Source organism: Acetobacter ascendens (assembly GCF_001766235.1).
GTDB lineage: Bacteria > Pseudomonadota > Alphaproteobacteria > Acetobacterales > Acetobacteraceae > Acetobacter > Acetobacter ascendens.
In genome coordinates this window covers 1082501-1095605 of record NZ_CP015164.1, presented here as the reverse complement: position 1 = coordinate 1095605, position 13105 = coordinate 1082501, and the positions used below count along the sequence as shown (strand labels likewise).

The 13105-nt window shown below is 51.1% G+C and carries 10 protein-coding genes and 2 pseudogenes; 7 read left to right on the top strand and 5 right to left on the bottom strand.

Annotation, left to right across the window (positions count from 1 at the left end; all coding sequences use genetic code 11):
- Window positions 1–21 precede the first annotated feature (21 nt).
- From A4S02_RS05290 to cobM, 3 genes are read left to right on the top strand one after another with little or no spacing between them, the layout of a single operon-like run.
- The gene (locus A4S02_RS05290; protein ID WP_070323167.1) at window positions 22–1266 is read left to right on the top strand and encodes a bifunctional cobalt-precorrin-7 (C(5))-methyltransferase/cobalt-precorrin-6B (C(15))-methyltransferase; all 1245 of its coding nucleotides are present in this window, start codon (window positions 22–24) and stop codon (window positions 1264–1266) included.
- Entirely contained in the window at window positions 1263–1637 is a 375-nt protein-coding gene (locus A4S02_RS05285; RefSeq protein WP_070323166.1) for a cobalamin biosynthesis protein, read from the top strand. Before A4S02_RS05290 ends, A4S02_RS05285 begins: the two co-directional genes overlap by 4 nt.
- Window positions 1638–2396, top strand: a complete 759-nt coding sequence (cobM, locus tag A4S02_RS05280) for a precorrin-4 C(11)-methyltransferase (RefSeq protein WP_070323165.1) — start codon at window positions 1638–1640, stop codon at window positions 2394–2396. It begins immediately after the preceding gene.
- Window positions 2397–2400: 4 nt separating this feature from the next.
- Here cobM and A4S02_RS05275 read toward each other — a convergent pair whose 3' ends face one another.
- From A4S02_RS05275 to grxB, 3 genes are all read right to left on the bottom strand, one after another.
- Window positions 2401–3474, bottom strand: a complete 1074-nt coding sequence (locus tag A4S02_RS05275) for a cobalt-precorrin-5B (C(1))-methyltransferase (RefSeq protein WP_019088931.1) — start codon at window positions 3472–3474, stop codon at window positions 2401–2403.
- Window positions 3475–3577: 103 nt separating this feature from the next.
- On the bottom strand, window positions 3578–4933 hold the full coding sequence (locus A4S02_RS05270) for an MFS transporter (protein WP_070323164.1): 1356 nt from the start codon (window positions 4931–4933) through the stop codon (window positions 3578–3580).
- Window positions 4934–5624: 691 nt separating this feature from the next.
- Complete coding sequence (grxB, locus tag A4S02_RS05265; RefSeq protein WP_070323163.1) at window positions 5625–6269, bottom strand: glutaredoxin 2; 645 nt, start codon at window positions 6267–6269, stop codon at window positions 5625–5627.
- Window positions 6270–6393: 124 nt separating this feature from the next.
- On the opposite strand from grxB, the gene tmpT reads away from it, so the two are divergent.
- Complete coding sequence (tmpT, locus tag A4S02_RS05260; protein ID WP_070323162.1) at window positions 6394–7035, top strand: thiopurine S-methyltransferase; 642 nt, start codon at window positions 6394–6396, stop codon at window positions 7033–7035.
- Window positions 7036–7207: 172 nt separating this feature from the next.
- A pseudogene (locus A4S02_RS05255) lies at window positions 7208–7435 on the top strand (cation:dicarboxylate symporter family transporter); the annotation flags it as partial.
- Window positions 7436–7448: 13 nt separating this feature from the next.
- Here A4S02_RS05255 and A4S02_RS14910 read toward each other — a convergent pair.
- A protein-coding gene (locus tag A4S02_RS14910; protein ID WP_249023703.1) for an IS630 family transposase occupies window positions 7449–8397 on the bottom strand; the annotation gives its coding sequence in 2 pieces (ribosomal slippage) (window positions 7449–8058 and window positions 8057–8397; 951 coding nt in all).
- A gap of 90 nt (window positions 8398–8487) precedes the next feature.
- Between A4S02_RS14910 and A4S02_RS05240 the strand changes: the two are divergent.
- A pseudogene (locus tag A4S02_RS05240) lies at window positions 8488–9519 on the top strand (dicarboxylate/amino acid:cation symporter); the annotation flags it as partial.
- Between the two features lie 50 nt (window positions 9520–9569).
- Here A4S02_RS05240 and A4S02_RS14905 read toward each other — a convergent pair.
- Window positions 9570–10324, bottom strand: a protein-coding gene (locus A4S02_RS14905) for an IS5 family transposase (RefSeq protein ID WP_099046881.1) whose coding sequence is annotated in 2 segments (ribosomal slippage) — window positions 9570–9985 and window positions 9985–10324 — 756 coding nt in all. Because the reading frame shifts where the segments join, the coding sequence is not laid out codon by codon here.
- A 182-nt stretch (window positions 10325–10506) separates the two neighbouring features.
- On the opposite strand from A4S02_RS14905, the gene A4S02_RS05225 reads away from it, so the two are divergent.
- On the top strand, window positions 10507–13020 hold the full coding sequence (locus tag A4S02_RS05225; protein ID WP_070323158.1) for an excinuclease ABC subunit UvrA: 2514 nt from the start codon (window positions 10507–10509) through the stop codon (window positions 13018–13020).
- The last annotated feature ends 85 nt before the right edge of the window (window positions 13021–13105 follow it).

Genomic DNA, 13105 nt, shown 5'->3' with positions numbered 1-13105 from the left:
CGCCAAAAAAGGAATGGATGAATGACCGAGCAACCCCAACATGCGCCACAAACGCCGTGGTTAACCCTGATCGGGATTGGGGAAGATGGTGTGGAAGGTCTTTCTCCCGTTGCGCGTTCCATTCTTACGCAAGCGGCTTTTGTGGTGGGCGGTGCCCGCCATCTGGAATTGGCAGCCCCATTCGTGCAGGGGAAAACACTTGCATGGCCCACCCCTTTTGAACGCGGAATAGACGCCATTCTTGCCCGAAAGGGCTTACCTACTGTGGTTCTGGCGTCTGGTAATCCATTCTTTTTTGGTGTTGGAAATACACTGGCACGTTCTATCCCTCCGCAGGAAATGCTGTGCTTACCCGCGCCATCTTCTGTGGCCTTGGCCTGTAGTCGGCTTGGGTGGGCAGAGCAGGACTGCCGGGTAATTTCCTTATGTGGTCGCCCCATAGAACAGCTTTATCCAGCTTTGCAGCCATCTGGCCGCGTTATTGTGCTGTCTGCTGATGAAAATACGCCGCATGTTTTGGCTAACTGGCTTGTCAGTAAAGGATTAAGTGCAACGCGTTGCCATGTGTTGGAACGGCTAGGAGGCCCGCATGAAGCTTTGCACAGTTTTTATGCCCATGAAGGTGCGCCAGATAAACTTCAGCGGCTTAACCTGATAGGGCTGGAGGTAGGTGCCCAAAGTGCTTCCCATACATTGCCGCTTACCAACGGGTTACCAGATACGTGGTTTGAACATGATGGCCAGCTTACAAAGCGGGAAATTCGTGCTGTTACGCTGTCATCCCTAGCACCTCGGGCAGGGGAGCTATTGTGGGATATTGGAGGCGGAGCTGGTTCCATTAGTATTGAATGGATGTTGGCATCTCCATCCTGCCGCGCAGTGTGCATTGAGGCACAGCCAGAACGGGCTGCGTGCATTGCACGTAATGCGGCGGCTCTTGGTGTGCCGGGGCTAGATGTAAGGCAAGCCCGTGCACCAGAAGGCATGGAAGATTTGCCAAAGCCTGATGCTATTTTTGTTGGCGGAGGCGCAAGCCGCGCAAGCGTATTGGAAACTGCATGGCAGGCTCTTAAACCCGGTGGTCGTATTGTGGTGAATGCCGTGGTGGCGGAAACAGAAGCCCGATTGCTGCGTGCCATGCAGGAATGGGGGGGAACGCTTACGCGCATTTCTGTGTCTCGGTTAGAGAAGATAGGGTCTCTCCATGGTTTCCGTCCTGCCATGCCAGTAACACAGTGGATCGCGCAGAAACCTGAGGCCTCATGATATTTCTTGGCTTGGGCTGGAACAGTAGGGCAACCTTAGCGCAGGCTCAGGCATGTATTGCACGCGCCTTGGCGTACCATTCTGGCAAAGAGTTGTCCGCTCTTGCTGTTCCTGCGTTTCGGCATGCTACAAATCTGCCATTACAGGTGGCAAATTGCCTGGGTATCCGAATTGTCTGGGTAGAGCTTGCGGCCATGCAGCAGATGAATGCGCACTGCAAGACAGTATCAGCCCGTAGCATGCAGCATACCGGAGTAGCCTCTGTATCTGAAGCCTGTGCATTGGTTGCGGCTGGCCCACAGGGCAAACTTATTGTACCGCGTTGCAGCATGAATGGTGTGACATGCGCCGTGGCAGAAGGAGATATTTGAATGACCGTGCATTTTATAGGGGCAGGCCCCGGAGCGGCTGATCTGCTTACCATACGCGGAAGGGATATTTTGGCATCCTGTCCAGTATGTTTATACGCAGGATCTATTGTGCCACCAGAAATGCTGCAATTTTGCCCGCCAGATGCGCACAAGGTTGATACAGCCCCCATGACATTAGATGAGATAGAAGCTGAATACGTAAAGGCTCATCAGCAAGGGCAGGATGTGGCACGCCTGCATTCGGGTGATCTATCTGTATATAGTGCTGTGGCAGAGCAGATCCGCCGTCTAGAAAAACACGGTATTCCGTGGAGTATGACACCGGGCGTGCCAGCCTTTGCGGCAGCGGCTTCCATATTGGGGCAGGAACTCACCATTCCGGGCGTTGCCCAAAGTGTGGTGCTTACGCGTGTAAACGGACGTGCTTCCGCTATGCCAGAAAAAGAAACGCTGGCAGCTTTTGGTGCTACAGGCGCGACACTGGCTATCCATCTGGCAGTGCATGCGCTGGAGAGAATTGTAGAAGAGTTGACGCCATTTTATGGGACGGATTGCCCGGTAGCTATTGTGGCTCGAGCAACGTGGCCAGACCAGCTTGTACTACGCGGAACACTTGCCAACATTGCAGACAAGTTGAAAGAAAACCCCATTGAACGCACCGCGCTTGTGATTGTTGGCCGCGTATTAGGTGATAAGGATTTTAGAGAAAGCGCTCTGTATAATCCTGATTATCGGCGGCGTTTTCGCGGGCAGGACTAAGCTTTCAGGCTTGCCCAACCAGATTGCCTGCACGGTCAAACACGAGCACATCGGCTTGTATGGGGGCGGGGTGTAGAACATTCTTAACTGTTTGTAAGGCAGAGCTGGCAATCAGGTGTCCTAATGGAAAACCCTGTTGGCTTGCGTGCAAAAAGGCCTCAGCCACTGTGGGGCTGCACGCAATGGTCTCTGCTATATCGGGCTTTCCGTTATGCGCGAGAACAAGATCGGCCAATTGGCGCATATCTGCCGGGCCTCGTTTAGAATGCAGGTCCATAAAGCCTTGGCCAAGCTTGGTCATTTTGGCGATGCCGCCAGATATTGTAAGGCGCGGAATGGGATGCTTGCGGAGGTATTTTAAGAGGCCACCAGCAAAGTCTCCCATTTCAATCAGCGCACTGTCTGGCAGGTTATAAAACTGTTGCACACCTTTTTCGGAAACATTTCCGGTGCTTCCGGCCAAATGCGTCAGGCCCTCTGCGCGCGCAACATCCACGCCCCGATGGATGCTCTCAATCCATGCTGAGCATGAAAAAGGCACCACAATGCCGGTTGTGCCCAAAATGGACAGACCGTTCAGAATGCCTAGCCGACTGTTTAGTGTGCGTTCAGCTAGTTTTTTTCCATTTTCTACGCTGATAATCACCTCTGCATCTGGGCAGATACCTGCATTTGCTTTGGTTAAAGCCGCGCGAATCATGGCGCGAGGTGTTGGGTTTATGGCAGGTTCCCCCACAGCTATGGGCAAGCCGGGGCGGGTGACTGTGCCCACACCGGGGCCAGCTTGAAACATAATCCCACAACCAGCAGGTAAGGTTTTTACTGTTGCGCGAATAAGGGCCCCGTGCGTGATATCCGGGTCATCCCCCGCATCTTTAATAACTTCAGCAAAAGGCGCATCTGGCGTACCTCCAGTGCGGGCAATGGCAAACCCTACCTGTTGACCGGAGGGAAGGGTGATGTTCACGCAGGCAGGAGCGGGATTGCCGTTCAGCATCAGCCATGCGGCCTTTGCTGCGGCTGTTGCGCAACTGCCTGTTGTCCAGCCTCGCCGGAGGGGATGAGTATTGGGTGCCATGCGACATGATGTAATTCATCTGCGTGTGACAGAACATAAAAAAAAAGCCCCATCCAGAAATGGATGGGGCTTTTGCCAGCTTTGCATATAAAGCAGAACGGCTTCAGGATTGTTTACTGAGGGAAAGTTCTTCAGCAATATCACCACGAGCAGCAGCTGCGCGCTTCTGTTTTTCCCGTTCGGAGATTTTTTTCAGATAGCGGCGTGCTTCGGGTGAAATAGTCAGGCGCATGGTCATCAGGGCAGAAGCAACATACAGACCAGAGAAGATCCAGATGATGCCTTCAACACCGCGCCAGGATTGAAACCATGTTACAATGGCCGGGCCAACCCACGTGCTGGCACCAGCACCCAACCCAAGAGCGGAAAGAGCTGCAGCTTTTTCCTTTGGGCAGATCTGGGGCACCAAGCCGGATAGAGGTACAAAAGCAGCCAAGGATGCGCCATACAAAGCACCCACAATAGCGGCAATCATAAAGTTGCCGGGGAACATCTGCGGCACGTAATAGAAGGCAGGCACCATAATAGCTGCGCCAATGCCGCCACCAAAAGCTACAACTTCACGATGACCGAACTTGTCTGCTGAAATACCGGAAAACAGGTTTACCAGAATATTGGACAGGAACACGATAGACAGCAGCTGCAACCACTGAGAAAGTGTAAAACCAATAACCTTGGTAAAGAAGGTCGGCATAATCACCAAAAACGCGTATTCGGATGATGTGTTGATGGTGCGTACCACCATGGCCACAAACGTTTTGGGTTCGCGCCACAGAATGCTGATGGAGCTAAAGAAGATATCCTTGGCGGGGGTGCCGGGGGCCGCCAAACGCTGAGAGCCTGTAGGTTCACGCGTAAGCAGCAGAGCCAGCAGACCACCAAAAATAACCATTCCCAGAGAAGACCAGAAAGTGGCCATTTCCCCAATAACAGGAATGGCAAAGCTGGCGAACAGAGAACCCAAGGTAGGCAGGCCACCGGAAAAGGCAAACCAGAACCAGCCCGCAGCAGAACCAAGCTGACGCGGTGGTGTGGCAGCGGCAATCCATACCAGAAAACCGTAAGTGAACAGCGGGTACCCTAAGCCACGCAGGGAATATGCCAGCAGCATGATGGGGTAGCTGTTAACGGCAACACCGCAGGCCAGAAAGATAACTTCAAAAACGGCCCAGATAGCCAAGCCGATCCACATGACGCGCTTGGGGCCCCATAGATCAGACAGTGGGCCAGAGAGCCATGCGGAGATGGAAACTGTAACGCCGTAAATAGTGAACAAAAGGGCGGTGTTACCGGCTGATGTACCATGCCCTTCCAGATAAGGGGCAAGGTAACCGGCTTCTACACCATCACCAATCATGAAGAACAGAAGCCCCACAAAGCCCCAGAACAGAGGCGCGGGAATTCCAAGACGATCTGCAAACGATGCAGGCGGAGGCGACAGAGGGTCTGTCTGTTTCAAGGGGAGATACTCCTCTTTACACAGGCAACCGTCATTTTGACGGGATATTCCACCGAAGTGCGGAATATGCTGGCTGACTGCAATTCTCCGGGTGATGCCAAATGGCCGTTCACTCCGGAATCTTGTGGAAAAATACGGTTCGGGAGAAGTCCGCGCCTGAATGGTGAAAGCCAATAGGGGCTTCTAACCATAAAAGCCTCAGGACATGTGTCTGAGGGAAAAAGAGCGCAGCGGGTCTGCGGCACTATGCGATAGCTGGATGTATCTGCTTGCCAGATGGGAGAAAAGGAAAAATCTGAGAGTAAACAGATTATGGTTTTATATTATTGCAATAATATAAAACAGGCACCCATCTAAAGGCCACAAGAAAACGAAACCATTTGATGTTGTGGAAGAATTACAATTCTAAAGGAAAGACCTCTCCTTATGCCAGTTGTCATAACATTGCCTTGATAATATTTTCTGATGAAATTTTCAACGGAAAAATTTTAGAATATATTATTTTACAGTAATTATAATATGCGAAAATAAATATATAATTTTACAATAAAAACAAAATTACTTTTTTAAAATCATAAATTATAAAAAAATTACTAATGTATTATTTTGAGTATTTATTTATATACAAACTTTTCCTGTGTTTCTGATTGTGAATTCTCAGCAAACGCCACACAGGAAAAGTTTTTTATAATCAGACGGCTATAGCATCCAGCAAAGGAATGCCCGAACGCTTGGAAAGTGTTTGCCTATAGCTCTCTACTGCAGCAGGGTAGGTAAGCCCTTTGATGATGGAAAAACTATGTAAGTGCGCAAATAGATGGATATCATCATAAGAGAGCGGTCCCTGAAGCGCAGATGGTTCTGGTAAAAGAAGAGATAAGTCTTCCAGCAATGCGTTTAAAGGGAGAAGGGCTTCTGTTCCTTCATTAAAAACCTCGCAAAATGGACCGGTTGAAGCCTCTTTTTTGCGTATAAAATATGCTCGCCCGGATGTGGTGGAAAATTCCGGAAAAGGAGCTGCTGCTGCACGGGGAAGGAACTGCCTATACAGCAAAGAGCTAGAACGGCTGATCCAATCAGAAATTTCTGGCCGAGCGGGAACAGTAAGAAGAGGCGCTCCTTCCTGATCTATATGCGCAATAATATCCAGACTTTCCCCCATATAGTGCCCATTTTCTTCCAGAATAGGCAGCATTTTCTGACCGATCATGCCAATGGGCGTTGCTTCATCATCATTTTGCAGAACAACAAGCTCAACTGGAATATTTTTGAGGCCAAAAATCATTCTGGCTTTGATGCAGAATGGGCAATGATCATAAACATAAAGTTTACGCATGAGAGACAACTTTCTGATACAGAGTGTAAGGTCGAATATCCTGTTAAAACAGGGTGTTCGCTTTATTGTTTACGCACTAAGCATAAACATGGTTTGAATAATTTTATAACAGAAAGAGGCCAAAATGGATGCACAATTCTGGAATATGAAATGGCAGAAAAACCAAATTGGCTTTCATCTTTCCGCTGTTAATCCACTTTTAGTCAAATATTTCCCTGTTCTGGGGCTGCAAGAGGGCGCGCGTGTTTTTGTACCGTTATGTGGCAAAACGCTAGATATTCATTGGCTTCTGCAACGCGGGATAAATGTGGTTGGGGTAGAGCTTAGCCAGATTGCGGTAGAACAGCTCTTTTCCGAACTCGGCATAACGCCGCAAATATCTCATATAGCACCAAATATGCTGTGTTTTCAGGCGGAAAACGTTAACATATTCGTGGGCGATATTTTCACACTCTCTCGTAAGCTGCTGGGAAATGTGCAGGCTATTTATGATCGGGCTGCTCTGGTCGCTTTACCGCCTGCTATGCGCGCAACTTATGCAGAGCATCTGCTGGATATCTCAAGCAAGGCGAAGCAACTCCTTGTTACTTTGGAATATGATCAAACTTGTATAGCCGGACCACCATTTAGCGTAACCCAGCAAGATATTCAGCAGTATTACGGGGCAGAATATGCTATCAGATGCTTGGAAAATACTTCATTTTCTGGCGGTTTAAAAGGCGGTACGCCGGCTACCGAGAGTGTATGGTCTTTGCAACCTGAATAGTCTGTATCAGGCACTTGCCAAAAAATGGGCAGGTAATCATTTATATTGTTAAGTAAAAGATACGGTTAAGAAATAATTTTGCTTGTTTTACAGCTTTGACCTCTTGCGTCTTCTTCCCTATATGAGCCTTCTTTTTGACAAGTTTCATGCTCCAAAGGGAGAAGAATGACAGATGGCAGCGGTTGCTTCACCCACTAATACCAAACGGCGCACCTACGCTATCCTGATTGCCCTTGTGTTAGGCATTTTATGCGGGCTTGCGGTGCATGATCTGTTTCCGGCCTATATTTCGGCTGCACATCAGGTGGCAACCTTGTTAACGGGGCTTTTTCTGCGGCTTATCCGCATGATTATTGCGCCGTTGGTATTTGCTACATTGGTAAGCGGCATTGGCAAGCTAGAGCATAATCCGATCAGTCTGGTTCATATCCAGCGGCGGTGAAGCACGCGGCGGCCTGGCGATGAGAGATATCGTCAATTGCTCCACAGACGGTATTTTGAAGAGCGTCGAGGGTTCGCGGTGCCACCCGTCTGATCCACGCCTTCATTTTGGCGAAGATGTTTTCGATCGGGTTGAAATCAGGACTGTAGGGCGGCAGGAACAACAACCTGGCGCCGACTGCCTCCACAGCCTCGCGGGCAACGGCTCCTTTATGGGCGGGCAGATTGTCCAGAATGACGACGTCTCCCGGTGATAAGGTTGGAACGAGCACCTTGCGGGTATAGGCGGCAAACCATTCGCCGGTCATTGGGCCGTCCAGCATCATCGGTGCTGTCATGCCGGAGAGGCGCAGCCCGCCGATGAACGTCGTGGTTTTCCAGTGCCCGTGGGGCACGGACATCCGACAGCGCGTGCCCCGTTGTGACCGCCCCCGCAGGCGAGCCATCTTCGTTGAGACGGCTGTTTCGTCGATGAAGATCAGACGGGTCGGATCAAGGTCAGGCTGGCTGTCAAACCAGGCCTCGCGCTGCTGTGCGACGTCGGGCCGTGTCTGCTCGCTGGCGTGCGCCGTTTTTTTTGATGGTCATGTCGTGACGGTCGAGACAGCGCCAGATCGTGCTCGGCGCAAAGCGGACACCGTGTTCCGCTGCAAGTGTCTCCGCCAGTTCGACAAGGGAAATATCGGCCTTTGTTTCAATCGCGGCCAGCAGGAAGGTTGACCACGCTTCAATCCGGTGAGAACGGCGATCGCCGCCCTGTTTAAGCGCATGGTCACGACCGCTGGCCTGCCACTCAGCAACCCAGCGGATAACGCTCGACGAAGACACACCAAAACGAACCGCCGCCGCACGACGGGTCATGCCAGAGGCAACAGCCGCAATCGTGCGGCGGCGAAGGTCAGCAGACAGGGCTCGGGTCATACGGGCCGGCCTCCATACCGGCACATAGTATGAATCAGATTTCGACCAGTATGGGAATCTTAAAATGAACCTATTAGATCGGATTATGCTCTAGGGGATGATACCTTGGTGGTGCGCGTGGGTGGGCGCGTTTTGCTGTGGTTTATCTCCATGTCCTTTATTTCGCTGCTTATCGGCTTATTTGCAGCCAATATTCTTCAGCCGGGTTATGGATTTTCAGCGCCTTTGCCATCTGATATTTCGTCTTTGAAGCATCCTTTTGAACCCGTTGAATTTCTGCTGCATGTCGTGCCAACCAGTGTCATGGATGCCATGGCGCGTAATGATATTCTGCAGATTGTGGTGTTCTCGGTTCTGTTTGGTGTGGCTTTGCCCGCAGCGGGTAAAGCAGGTGAGACCATGCTGAAATGGACCGAAGAACTGGCACATATCATGCTGCGTATGACAGACATGGTAATGGTGCTGGCGCCACTGGCTGTATTTGGCTCCATTATGGGCACTGTGGCGCAAAGTGGCGCAGGTATGTTGCTGCATTTTGGGCGGTTTCTGGCGGAATTTTACGGCACGATTTTTGTGCAATGGGGCGTTCTGACCTTTATTGCATTTCTGGTTCTGGGGCGCAGCATTAAAACGCTGGTGGGTGAATTGGTGCAGCCTGTGCTGCTGGGTTTTGCTACGGCAAGCAGTGAGTCCGTTTATCCATTGTTGCTGGAAAAACTGGAGAATTTTGGCGTACCCACCCGGATTAGTGGCTTTGTGCTGCCATTGGGGTACAGCTTTAATATGGATGGCTCCATTCTGTTTCAGTCTTTCGGAGCCATTTTTATTGCACAGGCTTACGGTATCCATATGCCGTGGTCTCAGCAGTTTTTGATGCTGCTGGTGATGATGCTCAGTAGTAAGGGTATTGCTGGCGTGCCCCGTGCCTCGCTTGTTACACTTGTGGCTGTTCTCCCTCAGTTTGGTCTGCCAGAGGCGGGCATTGCGCTTATTCTGGGTATTGATCATTTTCTGGATATGATGCGCACAGCAACCAATGTGCTAGGCAATGGCTATGCCGCTGCAATCTCGGCCAAATGGGAAGGTGCTCTTTCTGATGGGCCCACAGAGGATACTCTGTAGGTTTTATTTAAGTTAATCAGGTGCTCTGTTACCTACGCTACGGCGTGTCGTCAGTTAAGCAGGATGATGATTGAGGCGAACTGCACGGCTGCGAGGAAGGTCGATTTCAGTTTATCGTAGCGGGCTGCGATAGCGCGAAACTGCTTGAGTTTATTGAAGAACCTCTCAACAAGGTTCCGTTCGCGGTAGAGAGAAAAATCGGTTTTCCGTCGTGTCGTTCTGTTGCGTTTTGGCGGGATGACCGGGGTAATCCCGCGCTGTATCAGCCGATCGATCAACCTGTCCGCGTCATACGCCTTGTCAGCAAGGAAAGCATCCGGTTCGATGTTTTCCAGAAGTGGTTCTGCCTGGGTGATATCGGCATCCTGTCCCGGTGTGATGCCGAGTTCCACTGGATTGCCCAGAGCGTCGCAGATGGCATGGATCTTTGTAGTTAGCCCGCCTCGTGATCGTCCGATGGCCTGATCCGTGCCCCTTTTTTGAGAGCTCCGGCACTATGCTGATGCGCTCGGACAATTGTGCTGTCGATCATCATGTATTCGTTGTCGTAATCAGCGGCCAGATAACGAAATATCCGTTCGATGACGCCGCTTTCACACCAGCGGCGCAGACGCCAGTGCACGTTTTTCCAGTCACCGAAACGGGCAGGAAGGTCGCGCCATGGAATACCCGCGCGATAGCGATACAGCACCGCCTCCACGAACAGACGGTTGTTCACCGCAGTGCCGCCGACATAGCCTTCTCGACCAGGAAGAAGATCCTTTATCCGCTCCCACTGGTCATCGCGTAAACTATAGCGCCGCATCTGTCTGTCTCCCCAAAAAAACGGGAAAACAGTCAGCACACGCAGACACAAAGTACAACCCTCACGTGCCACTCTCAGGGCTTAACTGACGACACGCCGTAAACGTCAGAAAGCGGCACATGCAGGGCACCTATTCTTTTTTCCATACCACAGGGCAGAAATAGGGGGCGTATAATGCCCCCATGAAAACACAACCTTCTGCCAGCAACCCTGCCGATATGATTTGTGTCCGCGGGGCACGTGAACACAATCTAAAAAACGTTTTTGTTTCTGTGCCGCGTGACAAATTTGTTGTGATGACTGGCGTTTCAGGGTCAGGTAAATCCTCGCTGGCATTTGGTACAATTTATGCAGAAGCCCAGCGTCGGTATCTGGAATCTGTTTCTCCTTATGCGCGTCGGTTGTTTAATCAGATGCCAGTGCCAGTTGTGGATGCCATAGAAGGCCTACCTCCAGCCGTTGCCTTGCAGCAGCAGCGTGGGGGTAGCAGTAGTCGGTCTTCTGTCGGAAGCCTCACAACACTCTCAAACCTCTTGCGCATGCTGTATTCACGGGCAGGCACGTATCCTGCAGGCATGAGCCGTTTAGAGGCAGAAGATTTCTCGTCCAACACGCCAATGGGGGCATGCCCACGCTGCCATGGGCTTGGGCGCATTTACGATGTCACAGAAAAAACATTGGTGCCGGATGATACGCTTAGTATCAGGCAACGGGCCGTTGCGGCATGGCCAACGGCATGGCAGGGCCAGAACTTGCGGGATATTCTGATCACGCGTGGCGTGAATGTAGACATCCCGTGGAAAGATCTTCCCAAGGCAACGCGCGACTGGATCCTTTACACGAAGGAAACCCCAACAGAGCCCGTTTACCCCGGCCGCACGCATGAGCAGGTGTTAGAGGCCATAAAGCATGGTGTCCCGGCTGATTATAACGGTACATTCACAGGTGCACGTCAGTATGTGCTGAACACCTTTGCCAAATCGCAAAGCGCCAAAATGCGGGCGAGGGCTGCATCTTTCATGGTCAGCAGTATATGCCCAGAATGTCATGGTCAAAAGCTCAAAGCCGAAGCGCTTCAGGTGTTATTTGCAGGGCGTAATATTGCTGAGCTATCTGCCTTGCCTCTTAAGAACATTACGGCCGTGTTGCAGGAACAAAGCCAGCAACTCAAAAAGAAAACCGATGCCACAGGGCTTGCGGCTTATGGCATTGTGGAAGCGCTGATAGAGCGGCTGCAAACGCTATTGGAATTAGGGTTAGGCTATCTTCAACTAAGCCGAGGTGTGCAAACACTTTCTCCTGGTGAATATCAACGCCTGCGGTTAGGAACCCAAATTCGTTCCAACCTGTTTGGCGTGTTGTATGTGCTAGATGAGCCAAGCTCTGGTTTGCATCCATGTGATACGCAAGCCCTGCTTAAGGCGCTGCATGGATTGTTGGATGCTGGCAATTCTCTTTTGGTGGTGGAGCATAACTGTCAGGTTATCCGTCATGCAGAATGGCTGGTGGATGTTGGACCAGATGCTGGCGAAAAAGGGGGAGAAATCCTGTATAGTGGCCCGTTGGATGGACTGAAGTCTGTTTCTCGTTCCCGCACACGACCGTATATTTTTGATGAGGTCAATTACGGGCAGATGGAGCCGCTTAAGCCTAAAGAGTGGCTTTGCCTGAAAAGCATTAACTGGAACAATCTACGCAACGTTACGCTTGATCTCCCTTTAGGTGTCATGACGGTTGTGACGGGTATTTCTGGTTCCGGTAAATCCAGTTTAACCGGTCAGGCATTGGTCAGTATTGTTTCCAAGGCGCTTGGGCAGAAAGAACCTGTTGAGCAACCAGAGGCAGACGATAACGATATCCCAGAAGTTGCGGAAAGTGCTGAACCGGAAGGGCAGGTGGTCAGCGGATTACAAAATATCCGGCGCCTTGTGGTAGTGGATCAAAAGCCTATTGGCCGCACTCCTCGGTCTAATTTGGCCACTTACACGGGGCTGTTTGACCAGATCAGGCAAGCTTTTGCTGCTGTGCCGCAGGCTAAGCAACAGAAAATGGATGCGGGTTGGTTTTCATTCAATGTCGCAAAAGGCCGCTGTCCACGGTGTGAGGGTGTGGGGTCTATTGAAGTGGAATTGCTGTTCCTTCCCAGTGTGTATGCTCCATGCCCGGAATGTCATGGCGCACGATACAAGCCGGAAGTGCTGGCTATTACTCTTAAAGGGCGCAACGTCGCTGATGTACTCAACATGAGCGTTGATGAAGCGCATGAGTTTTTTGCTGATAGCCCAAACATTGCGCATGGATTTGATACCTTGCGGCAGGGAGGTTTGGGGTACTTGCGTTTGGGCCAACCTGCCACAACGCTATCTGGTGGAGAGGCGCAGCGTATTAAGCTGGCGACGGAACTTCAAAAAAAGCGGGCAGGGCACATATTATATGTTCTGGATGAGCCCACGACCGGCTTGCATCCAGCAGATGTAGATCGGCTTACCCGTCAACTGCGGCAGCTTGTTGCGCAGGGGCATACGGTTGTGTTGGCCGAGCACGATATGCGGCTTGCTGCTCAAAGTGACTGGATGCTGGATATGGGGCCAGGGGCGGGGGATGAAGGTGGGCAGATTGTTGCCAGAGGCACGCCCGCAGATATCGCTAAAAACCCAGCGAGCCGTACAGGCCCTTTCCTGCGTGAATATCTATAAAAAATCAGAAACATGAATTTTTTCTGATTTTGTATATTGACGTTGTATTGGGATGGGGTGTAGAAGCTGCTTCACCGAGACGGAG

Coding starts and splice junctions, on each gene's coding strand:
- A4S02_RS05290 (WP_070323167.1), top strand. CDS start 22: ATGACCGAGCAACCCCAACATGCGCCACAAACGCCGTGGTTAACCCTG.
- A4S02_RS05285 (WP_070323166.1), top strand. CDS start 1,263: ATGATATTTCTTGGCTTGGGCTGGAACAGTAGGGCAACCTTAGCGCAG.
- cobM (WP_070323165.1), top strand. CDS start 1,638: ATGACCGTGCATTTTATAGGGGCAGGCCCCGGAGCGGCTGATCTGCTT.
- A4S02_RS05275 (WP_019088931.1), bottom strand. CDS start 3,474: ATGGCACCCAATACTCATCCCCTCCGGCGAGGCTGGACAACAGGCAGT.
- grxB (WP_070323163.1), bottom strand. CDS start 6,269: ATGCGTAAACTTTATGTTTATGATCATTGCCCATTCTGCATCAAAGCC.
- tmpT (WP_070323162.1), top strand. CDS start 6,394: ATGGATGCACAATTCTGGAATATGAAATGGCAGAAAAACCAAATTGGC.
- A4S02_RS05225 (WP_070323158.1), top strand. CDS start 10,507: ATGAAAACACAACCTTCTGCCAGCAACCCTGCCGATATGATTTGTGTC.